Origin of the sequence: Clostridium acetobutylicum ATCC 824, from assembly GCF_000008765.1 — a bacterium.
Taxonomy (GTDB): Bacteria; Bacillota; Clostridia; order Clostridiales; family Clostridiaceae; genus Clostridium_S; species Clostridium_S acetobutylicum.
This window is the reverse complement of the sequence record NC_003030.1, coordinates 1082293-1097573: the sequence shown is the minus strand read 5'-3', so window position 1 is coordinate 1097573 and position 15281 is coordinate 1082293. Positions and strand designations below refer to the sequence as shown.

The window sequence follows — 15281 nt, the reverse complement described above, 5'->3', positions numbered from 1 at the left end:
GCAATAAAATTTACATTTTATTGCTCATGTTAATTGCTAAATTAAAATATCTAAGAGCATCTTTTACATTGCCCAATGTAGAGTACATATTTCCCATTTCCATATATCTTGTATAGATATCATCCTCATTTCCACTCTTTATAAGGAGATCCAAAGCCAAATTCATATACATTTCATAAGATTCAAGATCATTTGATGCCTTAAATATTCTTGATTTTAAATAATAACATCTCTCCATAAGAACACTGTTTTCTATTCCTATAGAATAATCTAATATAAGATCACATATTCCTCTGTATCTTTCTAAATTATTGCGTCTTGAAACCTCATTAACCAATTCCACTATAAAAGGAATGTATTTATTTTCAATTTTTCCTTGAAATTGTTCTAAAGCTTTAGCAATGTATCCTTTTGCTTCTTCCACTTTTTCATCATTAATCATCTTCAGTGCACAAACATACATAACCCTTGCCTTAATTTCACTATTAATATCACAGTAATTCTCAATCTTTTCCTTATAGTAATCAAATTGATCAATATTCTTTTTTAAACACAGAAACATCATTACACTATATATTTTTGCATGTTGATTATCAGTATCAACATATTCAATAAGTTCTAACAATTCTTTCTCCAATTCATATGCATTATCGTAATCCTCGCATAAAATATAGCTTAATGTTTCGTAGTAATAACTTTCTATCAACATTTTGATTCTCTTTTTGTTTTCTGAGAATCCAGTTTTTAATTCTTTTCTAACTCTACTATAATAATTTATAGCTTGACGGTATTCTCTACTAGCAAGAAGATATTTTCCTATATCAAGGTTATACATAGATCTATTATCACAATCTGTCACCTTTCGACATATGTCATAATACTCTGAAGTTAAACTTTGAACTATATCAAGCTTATTTTTATTAACATACAAATTAAATAATTCATGCATAAATTGAAACGCAATATCATAATATTCATATTGCTCTGCATAGTATACATTGTATCTTAGATACTCGTCCTTTTTTCCTTCTTCAATATCTTTCAAATTATCAAGATTACTCTGAAATTGATCTTTAACATCATACTTTAAGTAGTCAAGAGCAACATTAAGCTTTTTAGCCACAAATTCTAAAATTTCATTATCTGGAGTTATCTTTCCATTTTCGATGCAGCTCATCTTAGATACGGATACTTTATCATCACATATATCTTTTAGTGTAAGCCTCTTATAAATTCTTGCTCTTTTAATTTTTTCACCAACAGATAATATTTCCATCCTTCTCACACCTATCCGATTACAAATCCTTCAATACACCTATCTTTTTGAATTTTTCTATACCACTATTTAGATATTTGGCAGCTTCTACATCATCGCCATTATCAATATAGTACTTTCCAATTATTACCGAAAACTCAGCAGCTTCTTTTTCAAGTTCCATATTTTCAGCATACTGAAGCGCTCTTAGTAAAATATTTTCAGCTTCTTTTAAGCTCCTATTTAGAATACTTATTCTATACTTAAGCATATAGTATTTAAGTATATCAAATACATTATTCCCATCTATGTTTTCTTTTATTTCATTTAAAACCTTTTGAGAATTTTCAGTATCTTTGAGTTTTATATAATTTTCACAAATATTACATAATGTTTCTATAAATTCATGTCCTTTTGTTTTCTTTCTTATTTCTTTTGCTTTATTTAAATGTATGAATGATTCCTCTATGTTTTCAAATTCATAGAATAATTTTCCTAACTCATTTTCTATATCTGCTACCGCAAACATATTATCATTTTCTTTAAAAGCTTTAAGTGCCTTCTTAGAATACTTTATTGCATTATCAACATCTCCACTTTTACTATATTCCTTAGATAGTATAAGTAGTGTTCTTGCATATTCCTTTTTGTTTTCAAGCTCTGCAAATTTTTCTTTAGCCATTAAACAGTATTTAATTGTTTTATTGCTATTATTCATCTTAAAATAAACTAGGGACATATAATAATAAATTTCACCTATTAGAAAATCATTTCCTATGTCGTTATCTCTTGAAACTCTTTCAGCTTGTTCGAAATAACTACAAGATGAATTATATGCCTTTAAATTAAGTGTTATTTTACCAAGGTTTATAAACGTATTGATTATATCCTCATAGTGATTTAATTTTATAAAAAGAACATTTGATGAAAGAAAAAATTGCTGTGCTACCCCTAACTCGTTCTTATTCATATTTATGCATCCATATAAATATAGCGTTCTCGCTTTTCTATAAGAAATCTTATAATTTTCTGCATAATACATTGCCTTTTCAAGATACTGTTCAGCTTCCATAAGTTCATCATTAAGCATATATGCTTCTGCTGTATTTTCATAATATACACATATTTTTTCAGCTTGTGTTTCTTCTGATTCCATTAAATATTCAACTGATGTATTAAGCGCACCGGCAAGATATTCAAGTAAATCCATACTTGGGTTTGATTTACCGGATTCAACCAGACTTATTTGCCCCGGTGTAATCCTGTCTCCAGCCAAATCCTTAAGTGTCATATTTAATTCTTTTCTTCTCGCTTTAATTTTTTCTCCCAAAGACAATATTTCCATACGTATCTTCCTTTACTCGCTCATGTGATTTAATTGAATTTAATTTTTTTATCAATTATTGGCATTTATATGGTATTACTATATAAATGTATTTTTATTACGTAATATGATTATACCATATTTTTTCTTAAAATTCCAAGAGTCAAGCACTTTTTTTAAGTCTTTTTAAATAAAAAATCGGATATTTCTATCCGATTTTTTTATTTACTCCACATTTTCATTGAATCTATTATATCTTCTGCAGTATCCCTTATCATTCTACTTGATTTTCTAAATTTTTTTCTAGCACTCTTACTAAGCTGTGGTGCAATAATCATCCCCGTAACTGCTCCTATAACTGCTCCTGTTGTTACACCTTTTAAAGATTTCATAAGTACACTCCTCTCACCTACAAATTTAGATAAAAATAGTAAATCAATTTCTTTAATAAAAAACCTTCACCTTTTAGAACAGTTTTTATTTATGAAATTATATTACATGATTTATTCGCTAATATGTTATGCATTTTTAATATTTTTAAACATTTGATTTACTTGTTTTATTTACCAATAGACATGGGACAAATATTCTGTATAATGTATTATGTAAACCAGATTAGTATCTAGGAGGATATAGAATGAAATATCTAAAAAATAAACATTTTATCGTTCCTGCGTTTATATTTTTGTGCTCTTTAACCTTATTTGCCTCTTCCTTAGTTAGTATTAATAAGACACAATATAAAATGTATATAAATTTCGAAAAAGATATCAAAGCAAATAAAGTTGAAACTGTATACCTAACATCCTCCCCTAAAATAACTGTACAATTAAAAAGCGGGTCAGTATATACTACAGATAATCCAAGGACAGATAATTTTAAGGAAAATCTGTTAAAGAATAGTATAAAGGTATCCGAAGATGATTTTAAACAGTCAAAAAGTACAGTTTACCTATTAATTCTTGCAATCTCTACACTGTATTTCATTACTTCATTGATTAAGGTCTTTAAGATATCGATTCCAACAAAAAAAGCCTTTGCAGTTGATAAACTAGAAACAGACAGCATAGAAAATGTAGGTGTTAAATTTAACGATGTTGCAGGTAACGAAGAGGCAAAAGAAAGCGTTCAGGATATAATTGATTTCCTTAAAAATCCAGAAAAATACAACTTATATGGTGCAAGAATGCCAAAAGGAGTTATTTTATATGGTGAACCTGGTACAGGAAAAACAATGCTGGCGAAGGCTATTGCCGGCGAAGCTAATGTTCCATTTTATGCAATGTCAGGTTCAGACTTTATACAAGTTTATGTAGGCGTGGGAGCTAGTAGAATACGACAGCTCTTCAAAAAAGCACGTTCAAATGGAAAAGCTGTTATTTTTATAGACGAAATAGACGCTATTGGTAAAAAACGTGATGGTGGAAAATCCGGTGGCTCTGAAGAAAGAGATCAAACCTTAAATGCACTTTTAACTGAAATGTCTGGTTTTAAGGAAAAAGAAGGTATAGTTGTTATTGCCGCAACCAATAGAATTGATGTACTTGATAGTGCTCTTCTTCGTCCAGGTAGATTTGATAGGCATATTGAGATAAATCTTCCAGATATTTCTGCAAGAAAAAAAATCTTAAGCCTTTTAGTAAAAAACAAACCTGTTAAAGATATTGATTTAAACGATTTAGCACAAAAAACAGCATATTTTTCTGGCGCCAAACTAGAAAATTTAGTTAATGAAGCTGCAATACTTGCCTGTAAAGAAAATAGTTCTTTTATTGAAAATCAACATATGGATAAAGCCTTTTCAATTGTAATTGCAGGTTATGAAAAGGTTGATAGATCACATATAAGCCTGACCGATAAAAAAATAACTGCTTACCATGAATCCGGACATGCTCTAGTATCATTAAAGGTACTTCCTGAAGAAAAAGTATCAAAGATAACTATAATACCAAGCACCAATGGTTCTGGCGGTTACACCTTAAGTATACCAGAAGATAAAATGTATCAAAACAAAGAATATATACAAAATAGAATTAGAGTTTTGCTTGGTGGTAGAGCTGCTGAGGAAATAATCTTTGGAAAGTCTTCTATAACTACTGGTGCTTATAACGACCTGCAAAAGGTAACTAGCGCCGTAACAAAGCTTGTAACACAATATGGTATGGGATCAAGTTTAGGACTTTTAAACGCAGATGCATTATCAGAAATCAACTATTCTGTTTCAACTTCAGTAATTGATGAATGTAAAGATTTAGTAGAAACATTATATGAAGACACAAAAAATATTTTACTTAATAACAAACATATACTTGAGAATATGTCTAATAAGCTTTTAGATGTAGAAACTCTTAATTATGAGGACATACAAGGATTAAATATTCAATAAAATATCATAGCAAAATAATAAGAATGGTTTTTATAATTAAAAAACCATTCTTATTATTTCTCCCATATTGTTCTTCCTAAAATAACCGATACTACAACTCCGCCTAAAAAGCCTCCAAAGTGGGCAAAAATATCTATATTAGGTATAGTAAAACTTATAAATATGTTTAATGCAAAAACTCCTACCATATTTGCAAAAAATGCTTTTCCAATTCTTTTTCTTAATTTAAATCCAAATACTATAGCTGCACCTAGAAGACCAAAAATGGCACCCGATGCACCAACTGACAGGCTTTCTCTGCTAAAGATGTAACTAAAAAATGAAGCTGTAATTCCTGATATGAAATATATAGCAGTATATCTAAGTTTGCCATAAATATTTTCAAGCATATACCCCATAGAATATAATGAATACATATTAGCACCAATATGAGTTATGCCGGCATGTAAGAACATACATGTTATAAGTCTATAATATTGTCCATTGTCTATTAGCACACTATTTTTTGCTCCCATAAAGTTAAGAACTTGATTACTTATAGCAACTGGATTACCAGAAAGCCAGGCTGAAATCCCATAAACTATAAAATTTATAACAATTAATATCCAAGTTACTCTCATATCTTTTTTTTGTTCTTGCTCTCTGCTTTGAAGTTCATTTAAGAATAGTGTGATTATCTCAGCAATATTGGTTCCTGTCTCCTCTGCATAAAGTATTTTGTTTTTTAAACAGTCTATAACTATAATATTACCTTTTCCATGATTTTGTACATATTTTTGAAATGAGCTATCATTTTCTACTAATAGCACCTTAATAATATTTTCACTACTAATATCTTGAATATTTTCATGCTCTGAATTTGAATAATCTATATATTCAAATTTATCTTCAGCTGAAAAAATCACATACTTCTTAATCTCATTATTAACAAAAGAAACACCCCAAAATTGTGTATTTTTATCCTGATATTTAAATTCCTCAAGAAGACAGTGCCCTCTTGTTGATAAGCTCTCAATTATATATTTTTCAGACTTTTCCATACATCCTCCAAAAGCTTAAATATACTCATCCTTTTTTCCTTGCATACTCTTAAATATTCTATCCATTTCTTGTTTTATCAAACTACATAATTCATATATTCTATTTTGCATCTCAGTATGTTCCTCTATAAAATCAAATTTAACAAGCCATGTAGGATTGTATTCATCATCCACTTCACTTATATCAAAACCTTTTTCTGTAAACAGTTCCTCGTTAAAAAGATCATAACAAGCTGAATATTCCCAATCTTCAACATCATTTTTTGTATTAAACCATGCCTTTATCTTATCACCATCGTAATACATTTTCATTATGTATTCTGCTCCATCATTTACCTCGTAACTTCCAATCTCTTTCAAAAAATTATTGTCATTTTCTTTCTTCTCAAATAAAACTAATGATGTAAAATCCATATCAATTAATCCTTCCTTAAATATTTTTATATATAAGTATTGTTTTTTATATATTTTAGCAATATAATTATTTTTGTAAATATTTTACAATTATTAGAGGTGCATCTATGCTTAAAAATTTTATTTTCAAAAATAAGAAACCACTCATTGCGGCTTTCTTAGTCATTTTAATTATATTTTATATAGATCATAGAATTAATTTGAACAAGCTACATGATATAACCTATGCTGCTGATTATTATATGACTTCTGGAGTTTTTAATACCCATAAACTTTACAAGGTTGATTCTTATAACCTAAAATTTTCTTCTAATGATGAATCTATATTATTCGTAAGTGGAATTGAATCGAAATCTCCCCACAAAACTATAACCTATAAACTTACCATGCTAAGAAATTCATCAGGAATATGGAAATTAAAACATATAGAACAAGCTAATCCTTTAAACTAACTTAAGAATTCTTTTCATTGTTTGATTTATCCATACAATCTTTGCACAGCGCTTTCATTTTTAGTTCATGATCTATTAAAACAAACCCAGTTTTATTCTTTATAATTTCCTCTACTTGGTCCATTGGACATTCTATTTCTATTTCTTTATTACACATATTGCATTTTAGTACATGCTTATGTGTATCTCCTTTTATTTTGTAACTATACTTACCATTTCCTAAATCGACTTTACTCACAACATTTTTTTCTTCAAATAAATCTAAACTCCTATAAACAGTAGATAAGTCTGCAAACTTTCCATTATCATTGCAAATTTTGTATATTGTCTCTACCGTAAGGGCATCATTAGCATTATTCAATATTTTTAATATTTTAAGCCTGCATTTAGTAATTTTAATGTTATGACTCTTCAGGTACGTTTTCAAATCCATAATCTCACCTTGGTATCTTATTAAAAATATACAAAAATATATTGTATTCTTCATACTAATTATATCACAATTCTTTACCATACGGAAAACAATGTAAAACTTAAATAATGCCTTTTTACAATTTCAAGCAAAAAAATATGCCCCCTATAAAATGAGAGGCATATCTTAATCTTATATTAAAAAAACATCATCTTTAATCCAAATATAACTAATATAATTCCTCCTATATAGTCAGCATATTTACACACTAATTGTATTCTCTTCAAATACCTTGATATAATAAATGCAATTATTGAAAGAATTAAGGTTACTATTCCTATAAAAACGGAATCTCCTAATATAACATAATTACTTGAAATTTTATTAAACATAGTGAATCCAACTACAGCCGCATCTATACTTACTGAAATTCCTAAAACAAAATACATTTTAAAGTTTAATAACAGCTTTTCTTCCTTATTATCAAACCCTTCCTTTATCATAAATGCACCTACAAATGCAATTATCATTCCACCAATAATCTGAGGTACATATGTTATGTATGTATTAAAAAGAAATCCCGAATATGCCCCTATAAAGGTACACAAAAATTGAAAAAAGCCAAATGAAATAGCGAATAATAGCTTATTCTTTCTTTTTACACAACTATCAAGTCCAATACTAAGAGCAACTCCAAAAGCATCCAGCGATAATGCAATTGCAACCACAAATAAAGAGTATATATTCATAAATTCCTCCTGCCAACTTACTCATAGCGATTACTTCCCTTAAATATTTATGCTTTTCACATAATATAATCTTTAATTAAAGTTTATTCACTAAATTAAAGCTCTTTTAATACTATTTTTCATATAAATCTTTATATACAATTTCAAAAACATGAAGTGCATCACTTATTCTATCTTTTAAAAGATATTTCTTATTCTCAAGTTCCTTCAATCCTATATCTGTTATGTTGTATATTTTCTGTTTCTTTTTACTTTCATCATTCCATTTTCCAGATATAAAACTTTTCTTTTCCATTTTTTTTAATATAGGGTATATACCACCAGTGCTTGGAATCCATAAGCCATCAGTTCTCTTTCCAATTTGGTTTGCAATATCATTTCCATTTGTAGGCGCTAAACTCAATATAAAGAGAACATAAAGGGGGAGCAGTCCTTTTGTAAATACTTGGCCAACTGCTTCACCTTCTTTTTTTATTTTCCTTATTTCTGCAAGTTTCTGCTTATATTCCTCGTAGAGTTTCTTTTCCTCTTCTTTAATATCTAATTCATTTCTATGCATATTATTCCTCTAATAGTACAAGTCCAACAAGACCTGGCCCACTATGAACTCCTGAAACCGGACTTATACATCCATTATAAAAAGCATTGTTAATATTTGGAAGCTCTTTTACTTTCTTAAAAAATTCTTTTGATTCTTTTTCAGCATCACCATGCATTACATATGCTCGACATTTACTATTTTTAGTAATATCTTTTGCTATTTCCATTACTCTATTTAGAGATTGCTTTCTACCACGAACCTTATCGTACGCATAATAGACACCATTATCATCCACTGAAACTATAGGTTTAATATTTAAAAGCTTTCCTATTGTTCCTGCTATTTTTCCTATTCTACCACCTTTTTTTAAATAGTCAAGAGTGCCTACAACAAAAAACAGATGTATTTTTTTCCTTATCTCTGGTATAGCCTTTACAATTTCATCAAAGCTTTTATTGTTATGAATCATCTTAGAACATTCTTCAACTAATGCACCTTCACCTAAAGATATTAGCTTTGAATCATATATAAAAGATTTAATTTTACTATGTTCATCAGCAATCATTTTTAGTCCATTAAATATTCCTGAGAGACCACTTGAAAGGGTTATACCTATCGCATGAGTATATCCTTCTTCCTCTAGCTTTTTGTATAAATCCTCCATATCCTGAAGTGATGGCATGGAAGATTTAGGTACTTCAATCTCAAAATTCCTATATACCTCTTCAGAAGTTATATCTACTTTGTCTTTATATTCTTTATCTTTATATATGATTCTGAATGATAATACATTTATATCATTCTCTTTTATAAACTCCTCAGTCAAATCAGCCGTAGTATCCGTTATAATCGCTATCTTTTCCATATATATTATTCTCCTTCTTAATTTAGCACACAACTTTAAATAATCATTTACATAAAGTCAATTAATATTTTTTATATAATACTATATTTTATTTCCCAAGTTTTAGAGGTTATTCAAAACTTTATTTAATTATACCATTATCACTATTGATATATCAATAGTGATAATGGTATAGTCTTAAAACCTCTTCTTTATTATATCTATAGTCGTTAATAAACCTATTGAAACTAAAATATACAGCCCGCACCATAATCACTTGTTGATTGTGATTTTTTCTTTTGGTCTTATTCTTACTTTGAAAAAGTTAATAAACCTATTGAAACTAAAATATATAGCCCGCACCATAATCACTTGTTGATTGTGATTTTTTCTTTTGGTCTTATTCTTACTTTGAAAAAGTTAATAAACCTATTGAAACTAAAATATATAGCCCGCACCATAATCACTTGTTGATTGTGATTTTTTCTTTTGGTCTTATTCTTACTTTGAAAAAGTTAATAAACCTATTGAAACTAAAATATATAGCCCGCACCATAATCACTTGTTGATTGTGATTTTTTCTTTTGGTCTTATTCTTACTTTGAAAAAGTTAATAAACCTATTGAAACTAAAATATATAGCCCGCACCATAATCACTTGTTGATTGTGATTTTGGTACGGGCTATATATTAAGTTTCATAAGGTTTATTATAACAAATACAAGACTGCGAAGAAGTGACATACGCTGCCACCCATTACAAATAGATGCCATATGGCATGATTGTATGGAATTTTATCGAATAGAAATAATAGAGCTCCTAGGGTATATACTATTCCTCCAGCAACTAAAAATACTATTCCTGTAAAAGGCATAGATGCTAATAAGGTTTTAAAGTATATTACAATCATCCACCCCATTATTACATAGAGTAATGTAGATAATTTTTCAAATTTACCACAGAAAAAAACCTTTAGTGTGATTCCAATAATTGCTGCTATCCAGACAACAGAAAATATTATCCAACCTCCATGATGTCTAAGAACCGTTAATGAAAATGGAGTATATGTTCCTGCAATTAGTATATATATTGAAGCATGATCAAATATCCTAAAAACTTTCTTTGCTCTTTTGTTAAAGATGCTGTGATATAGAGTAGAAAATAAGTATAGTATGAAAAGGCACGCACCATAAACAGAATAACTTACAACATACCATGCATTCCCATTCCTCGCTGCAAAAACTACTAGAATAACAATTGCTGCAATTGCTAAAGCTGCACCAACTAAATGCGTTATAGCATTTGCAATTTCTTCACCCTTTGTGTAAAAACTATCTTCCTCCATTTTAGCACCTCCATTAATTACATTTGCGATTATTTGGTTATCATATTATTTAATTTTAACCATTACAAACTTTATTATATATTCTACGGGTTAAATATGTAAATAAAAAAAACAAAATCATCTATATAATTAATAAATGATTTTGCTTTTTTATTATTTATTTATACTAAAAGACAATAGTTTCCTCATATCAATTTTCATATATGAATAACTTTCTCCTCCTGCCAATTCCGAACCATCTTTATAATCACCCGGTTCACAATTAAAGCTTATATTGTTACCATCGCTTGTACAAACTATAGTTCCATTTTCATCAGTTCTGTACACAGGTATATTCATTGCTTCTAACTTATCCATTGTAACCTTATGTGGATGCCCATAATCATTACCTAATCCGCAGCTTATAACAGCATATTTAGGATTAACTGCATTTAAAAAATCTTGTGAACTTGAGGTATGACTTCCATGATGTCCAACTTTAAGAACATCTGCGCTTAAATCAAATCCTGCATTAATCATATCCGGCTCATTGGAACTTTGTGCATCTCCCGTAAACATAAATTTATTATTTCCATAGGTTAATTTTATGACTATTGAGTACGTATTTAAATTTTCACTATTCGTATTTATTGGACCATACACTATACAATTTGCACTACCAACTTTAAATGTACTTCCTACCACAGGATTTGTTGCTGTAAGCCCCTTATTTCTCATTGCTTGTATTACATCTTTATATGTCTGAGTATTAGTAGCTACATTTGGCATATATATAGTTCCAATATTGAAATTATTGATTACTTCATCTGCTCCACCTATATGATCTTCATGCGGATGAGTAAGAACTAAATAGTCAATTTTCTGCACATTTTGATTCTTTAAGTATGACATTAAATTACTAGTTGATTCATTGGTTCCTGTATCTATAAGCATATTCTTTCCACCACATTGTATTAGTTCACTATCGCCTTGTCCAACGTCTATATAATGAACTTTTAGATTATTAAAATTTGCCGCCATAACATTAACATTGCCAACCTTAGACCATGCTGATAAAAACATAATTGTAAAAATAAAACAAAAAATCAAACTTAGTTTTTTTATATTATTACGCATTTTATTTCCTCCCCTTTATGTATTTTTAATGTAATTGTATCAATATATCCCATACACTTTCAATGAATTTTCTATTTTTTTACATAACCTTAACTTTAAATGCAAATTTTTTAACTTTTTAATATTAATTATTAAAAATCACCCCAAAATCATATTATTTTGGGGTGTCTTCTTAAACCGCTTCTTTTTTAGTTTCTAAAAATTGAACCTCTTCACCAACAACTTCAGTGATATACTTTCTATTGCCATCAACATCTTGATAAGTTCTAACTTGAAGTCTTCCAGATACACCAACAAGATAACCTTTTTTCATGTATCTTGCAACATTTTCAGCAGTTTTACCCCAAACTGTAACTGGAATAAAATCAGCTTCATTTTCTCCATTTGTATTTCTTACTCTTCTATTAACTGCAATAGTAAAATTACATCTATTGTTTCCAGTAGTTTCTATTTGCTTAATACTTGGATTCTTAGTCATTCTTCCTATCAAAAGTATTTTATTCATATATTTTCTCCTCATTTAATAATATTAATTTATTATTATTGTTTCCAAGTTTTAAACTAATAAACATTTATGTAATATTATTATAAAATATTTCTATAAAAAAACAAGCTAGGCATAATATCTTAACCTAACTTGCTTTTTTATTCTTATTTATTATTTTTTAGCACTTCTTCACTTGTCTTAATAACATTTTCCTTAGTGAATCCAAACACTTCGAAAAGTGTTTCAGCTGGTGCTGAAGCTCCAAAATGATCTATTGAAATGATTTCCCCATCAATTCCAGTATATTTATGCCAACCAAATGAAGATGCTGCCTCTACTGCAACACGAGCTCTAACGCTGCTTGGCATAACACTTTCTTTATAAGCCTTATCCTGCTTATCGAAAAGTTCAAAGGATGGAACACTGATAACTCTTGAATCTATTCCTTTATTTAAAAGTTCTTCTTGTGCCTCATACACCAATTCAACTTCTGAGCCTGAAGCCATAAGAAGCATATCTGGAACATCCTTTTTAGAATCTTTTAGTGTATACGCACCTTTTAATAAACCTTTTCCAGTTTCATTATACAAAGGAAGCTTTTGCCTTGTAAGTACAAGTGCTGTAGGTCCATCTTCTCTTTCTAATGCGTATTTCCATGCCTCTACAGTTTCCTTTGAATCACAAGGTCTCAATACTGTTAAATTAGGTATACTTCTAAGTGCTGCTAACTGTTCTATTGGTTCATGAGTTGGTCCGTCTTCTCCTACTCCTATACTATCATGAGTAAGCACATACACAACAGGGAGATTCATAAGAGCAGACATTCTCATTGCACCCTTCATATAATCACTGAATACAAAGAAAGTTGATACGAATATTTTTAGTCCGCCATGTGCAGATACTCCATTTGCAATAGCAGCCATAGCATGCTCTCTTACTCCAAAGTGAAGATTTGATCCACTTCTATCATCAGAAGAAAAATCACCCTTATCATTCATGTATGTTTTATTTGATGGTGCTAAGTCAGCAGATCCACCTATTAAATTTGGCACTACATTTGCTATTATATTTAATGCTTTTCCTGATGAATCTCTTGTTGCCATAGGTTTTTCTAACTCTTTAAATGCATCAATTTCATCTAGCTTTACTTTTACTTCACCATTCATCCAAGCATTAAATTCATCAAATAAATCAGGATATTTTTCTTTATATTTATTTAAAAGTTCATTCCAGTTACTTTCATTTTCTTCAAATGTTTTTTGAAGCTTTTTTATATGCTCTTTAACTTCTTCTGGAACATAAAATTCTTCTTCATAATTCCAATTTAAATTTTTCTTTAATCCACTTACTCCAGTTTCTCCTAGTGGAGAGCCATGAACTCCAGCTGTTCCTTGATTTGGTGAGCCAAAGCCTATTACTGTTTTAGCTATAATGATTGATGGTTTATCGTTTTGCTGTTTTGCCTTTTCAATTGCTTTACTTAAACTACTTACGTCAGTTCCATCTTCAACGTTTATTACATTCCAATCATATGCTTTAAATCTTTCTCCAACATTTTCCTTAAATGCTATATCAGTATTTCCTTCTATTGAAATATCATTATCATCATATATTACTATTAGTTTTGATAATCCTAAAGTTCCAGCAAAAGAAGCAGCTTCGCTAGCTATTCCTTCCATCATACAGCCGTCTCCGCTTAAAACATATGTATAGTGATCAACTATATCAAAACCCTGTTTATTGAATTTTGATGCAAGATGTGCTTCTGCAATAGCCATACCTACACCATTAGCTATACCTTGACCTAAAGGTCCTGTGCTTATCTCAACACCTGGGGTAACTCCATATTCAGGATGTCCTGGTGTTATACTCTCCCATTGTCTAAAATTCTTTAAATCATCTATGGAAATCTTATAGCCAAATAAGTGAAGAAGTGAATACAAAAGCATAGATGCATGACCAGCAGATAAAATAAATCTATCTCTATTGACCCATTTAGGATTTGAAGGATTGTGTTTTAAATACTTTGACCAAAGTGTATACGCTACAGGTGCTGCTCCTAGTGGGGTACCTGGATGCCCTGAATTGGCCTTTTGAATTGCTTCAGCTGATAAAATCCTTATGGTATTTATTGATAATTCATCAATGTTCATATTTTTATTATCCTCGCTTCCCGTTGTTTAAATATTTTATTAGTATCCTTTAACCTACACTAATAATACACAATAAACTATATATTTTCAATAGGTCTTCTCTCTTGTTTTTTGTTAAGAATTTTCTCATTTCTCTTCTGAAGCTCTTTTTCTATATCTTCAAGTTTTATATTTTTATAATTTAAAAGCACTAATGTGTGATATATAACATCACATATTTCATTTATTAAATCCTCTTTGTTATCATCCTTTGAGGCTATTATAACTTCAGTTGTTTCCTCTCCGACTTTTTTCAGTATCTTATCTATTCCCTTTTCAAATAGATAATTTGTATATGACCCTTCAATTGGATTATTCTTTCTATCCTCAATAACATTATACAATTTACTTAGTATTTCATTTTTATCCATTACTTTGCCCCTCCATCTTCAAACTCAAAGCTCCTATAAAAACAACTTCTATTTCCAGTATGGCATGCAGCTCCCACCTGTTTTACTTTTATCAAAATAGTATCTCCATCACAATCAATGCCTATACTTTTTACGTATTGAAAATGTCCTGAGGTCTCCCCCTTATTCCAATAACTTTTTCTTGATCTACTCCAAAACCAGGTTCTTTTCGTATCTACCGTCCTTTTTAGAGCTTCCTCATTCATATAAGCCAACATTAAAACCTCGCCGTTTTCATCATCCTGAACTATTGCAGGGATAAGCCCCTTTGAAAAATCCATCATTTCTAATATTTTTTTATATTCCAAACAAATC

General features: G+C 29.5%; 17 protein-coding genes. 2 read left to right on the top strand and 15 right to left on the bottom strand.

Annotation, left to right across the window (positions count from 1 at the left end):
• Positions 1 to 10: 10 nt before the first annotated feature.
• The 3 genes from CA_RS05090 to CA_RS05080 all read right to left on the bottom strand — a co-directional run bounded on the left by CA_RS05090 (position 11) and on the right by CA_RS05080 (position 2971).
• Positions 11 to 1276, bottom strand: a complete 1266-nt coding sequence (locus tag CA_RS05090) for a helix-turn-helix domain-containing protein (protein ID WP_010964276.1) — start codon at positions 1274 to 1276, stop codon at positions 11 to 13.
• A 19-nt stretch (positions 1277 to 1295) separates the two neighbouring features.
• Positions 1296 to 2600 (bottom strand): helix-turn-helix domain-containing protein, encoded by a 1305-nt coding sequence (locus tag CA_RS05085; RefSeq protein WP_010964275.1) that lies wholly within the window; start codon positions 2598 to 2600, stop codon positions 1296 to 1298.
• A 200-nt stretch (positions 2601 to 2800) separates the two neighbouring features.
• Positions 2801 to 2971, bottom strand: coding sequence for a YtxH domain-containing protein (locus CA_RS05080; protein WP_010964274.1), 171 nt, complete (start codon positions 2969 to 2971; stop codon positions 2801 to 2803).
• A gap of 245 nt (positions 2972 to 3216) precedes the next feature.
• On the opposite strand from CA_RS05080, the gene CA_RS05075 reads away from it, so the two are divergent.
• Positions 3217 to 4965 carry an ATP-dependent metallopeptidase FtsH/Yme1/Tma family protein gene (locus CA_RS05075; protein ID WP_010964273.1) on the top strand — a complete coding sequence of 583 codons (1749 nt, stop codon included), beginning with the start codon at positions 3217 to 3219 and terminating at the stop codon, positions 4963 to 4965.
• Positions 4966 to 5018: 53 nt separating this feature from the next.
• Here the strand turns inward: CA_RS05075 and CA_RS05070 are convergent, their stop codons facing one another.
• Together CA_RS05070 and CA_RS05065 are read right to left on the bottom strand one after the other, a co-directional pair.
• Positions 5019 to 6005 carry a rhomboid family intramembrane serine protease gene (locus CA_RS05070; RefSeq protein ID WP_010964272.1) on the bottom strand — a complete coding sequence of 329 codons (987 nt, stop codon included), beginning with the start codon at positions 6003 to 6005 and terminating at the stop codon, positions 5019 to 5021.
• 15 nt (positions 6006 to 6020) lie between these two features.
• Positions 6021 to 6419, bottom strand: a complete 399-nt coding sequence (locus CA_RS05065) for a DUF6762 family protein (protein WP_010964271.1) — start codon at positions 6417 to 6419, stop codon at positions 6021 to 6023.
• A 107-nt stretch (positions 6420 to 6526) separates the two neighbouring features.
• Here CA_RS05065 and CA_RS05060 point away from each other — a divergent pair, with 107 nt between their 5' ends.
• The gene (locus tag CA_RS05060; protein WP_010964270.1) at positions 6527 to 6871 is read left to right on the top strand and encodes a hypothetical protein; all 345 of its coding nucleotides are present in this window, start codon (positions 6527 to 6529) and stop codon (positions 6869 to 6871) included.
• 1 nt (position 6872) lies between these two features.
• Here CA_RS05060 and CA_RS05055 read toward each other — a convergent pair whose 3' ends face one another.
• The 10 genes from CA_RS05055 to hisI all read right to left on the bottom strand — a co-directional run bounded on the left by CA_RS05055 (position 6873) and on the right by hisI (position 15274).
• On the bottom strand, positions 6873 to 7304 hold the full coding sequence (locus tag CA_RS05055) for a Fur family transcriptional regulator (protein ID WP_010964269.1): 432 nt from the start codon (positions 7302 to 7304) through the stop codon (positions 6873 to 6875).
• Between the two features lie 176 nt (positions 7305 to 7480).
• Entirely contained in the window at positions 7481 to 8032 is a 552-nt protein-coding gene (locus tag CA_RS05050; protein WP_010964268.1) for a manganese efflux pump MntP, read from the bottom strand.
• A 112-nt stretch (positions 8033 to 8144) separates the two neighbouring features.
• Positions 8145 to 8591, bottom strand: coding sequence for a PadR family transcriptional regulator (locus tag CA_RS05045; protein WP_010964267.1), 447 nt, complete (start codon positions 8589 to 8591; stop codon positions 8145 to 8147).
• 1 nt (position 8592) lies between these two features.
• Entirely contained in the window at positions 8593 to 9438 is an 846-nt protein-coding gene (locus CA_RS05040; RefSeq protein WP_010964266.1) for a DegV family protein, read from the bottom strand.
• Between the two features lie 687 nt (positions 9439 to 10125).
• Positions 10126 to 10761, bottom strand: coding sequence for a PAQR family membrane homeostasis protein TrhA (trhA, locus tag CA_RS05035; protein WP_010964265.1), 636 nt, complete (start codon positions 10759 to 10761; stop codon positions 10126 to 10128).
• 153 nt (positions 10762 to 10914) lie between these two features.
• On the bottom strand, positions 10915 to 11877 hold the full coding sequence (locus tag CA_RS05030; protein WP_010964264.1) for a ComEC/Rec2 family competence protein: 963 nt from the start codon (positions 11875 to 11877) through the stop codon (positions 10915 to 10917).
• Between the two features lie 172 nt (positions 11878 to 12049).
• Positions 12050 to 12382 (bottom strand): single-stranded DNA-binding protein, encoded by a 333-nt coding sequence (locus CA_RS05025; protein WP_010964263.1) that lies wholly within the window; start codon positions 12380 to 12382, stop codon positions 12050 to 12052.
• Between the two features lie 146 nt (positions 12383 to 12528).
• Entirely contained in the window at positions 12529 to 14517 is a 1989-nt protein-coding gene (gene tkt / locus CA_RS05020; protein WP_010964262.1) for a transketolase, read from the bottom strand.
• Between the two features lie 77 nt (positions 14518 to 14594).
• Positions 14595 to 14927, bottom strand: coding sequence for a phosphoribosyl-ATP diphosphatase (gene hisE, locus CA_RS05015; RefSeq protein WP_010964261.1), 333 nt, complete (start codon positions 14925 to 14927; stop codon positions 14595 to 14597).
• Entirely contained in the window at positions 14927 to 15274 is a 348-nt protein-coding gene (gene hisI, locus CA_RS05010) for a phosphoribosyl-AMP cyclohydrolase (protein WP_010964260.1), read from the bottom strand. The genes hisE and hisI overlap by 1 nt, the downstream gene beginning before the upstream one ends.
• Positions 15275 to 15281 lie beyond the last annotated feature (7 nt).

Bases quoted from the DNA above. Each gene is read 5' to 3' on its own strand.
- CA_RS05090 (WP_010964276.1), bottom strand. From the start codon at position 1,276: ATGGAAATATTATCTGTTGGTGAAAAAATTAAAAGAGCAAGAATTTAT.
- CA_RS05085 (WP_010964275.1), bottom strand. From the start codon at position 2,600: ATGGAAATATTGTCTTTGGGAGAAAAAATTAAAGCGAGAAGAAAAGAA.
- CA_RS05080 (WP_010964274.1), bottom strand. From the start codon at position 2,971: ATGAAATCTTTAAAAGGTGTAACAACAGGAGCAGTTATAGGAGCAGTT.
- CA_RS05075 (WP_010964273.1), top strand. From the start codon at position 3,217: ATGAAATATCTAAAAAATAAACATTTTATCGTTCCTGCGTTTATATTT.
- CA_RS05070 (WP_010964272.1), bottom strand. From the start codon at position 6,005: ATGGAAAAGTCTGAAAAATATATAATTGAGAGCTTATCAACAAGAGGG.
- CA_RS05065 (WP_010964271.1), bottom strand. From the start codon at position 6,419: ATGGATTTTACATCATTAGTTTTATTTGAGAAGAAAGAAAATGACAAT.
- CA_RS05060 (WP_010964270.1), top strand. From the start codon at position 6,527: ATGCTTAAAAATTTTATTTTCAAAAATAAGAAACCACTCATTGCGGCT.
- CA_RS05055 (WP_010964269.1), bottom strand. From the start codon at position 7,304: ATGGATTTGAAAACGTACCTGAAGAGTCATAACATTAAAATTACTAAA.
- CA_RS05050 (WP_010964268.1), bottom strand. From the start codon at position 8,032: ATGAATATATACTCTTTATTTGTGGTTGCAATTGCATTATCGCTGGAT.
- CA_RS05045 (WP_010964267.1), bottom strand. From the start codon at position 8,591: ATGCATAGAAATGAATTAGATATTAAAGAAGAGGAAAAGAAACTCTAC.
- CA_RS05040 (WP_010964266.1), bottom strand. From the start codon at position 9,438: ATGGAAAAGATAGCGATTATAACGGATACTACGGCTGATTTGACTGAG.
- trhA (WP_010964265.1), bottom strand. From the start codon at position 10,761: ATGGAGGAAGATAGTTTTTACACAAAGGGTGAAGAAATTGCAAATGCT.
- CA_RS05030 (WP_010964264.1), bottom strand. From the start codon at position 11,877: ATGCGTAATAATATAAAAAAACTAAGTTTGATTTTTTGTTTTATTTTT.
- CA_RS05025 (WP_010964263.1), bottom strand. From the start codon at position 12,382: ATGAATAAAATACTTTTGATAGGAAGAATGACTAAGAATCCAAGTATT.
- tkt (WP_010964262.1), bottom strand. From the start codon at position 14,517: ATGAACATTGATGAATTATCAATAAATACCATAAGGATTTTATCAGCT.
- hisE (WP_010964261.1), bottom strand. From the start codon at position 14,927: ATGGATAAAAATGAAATACTAAGTAAATTGTATAATGTTATTGAGGAT.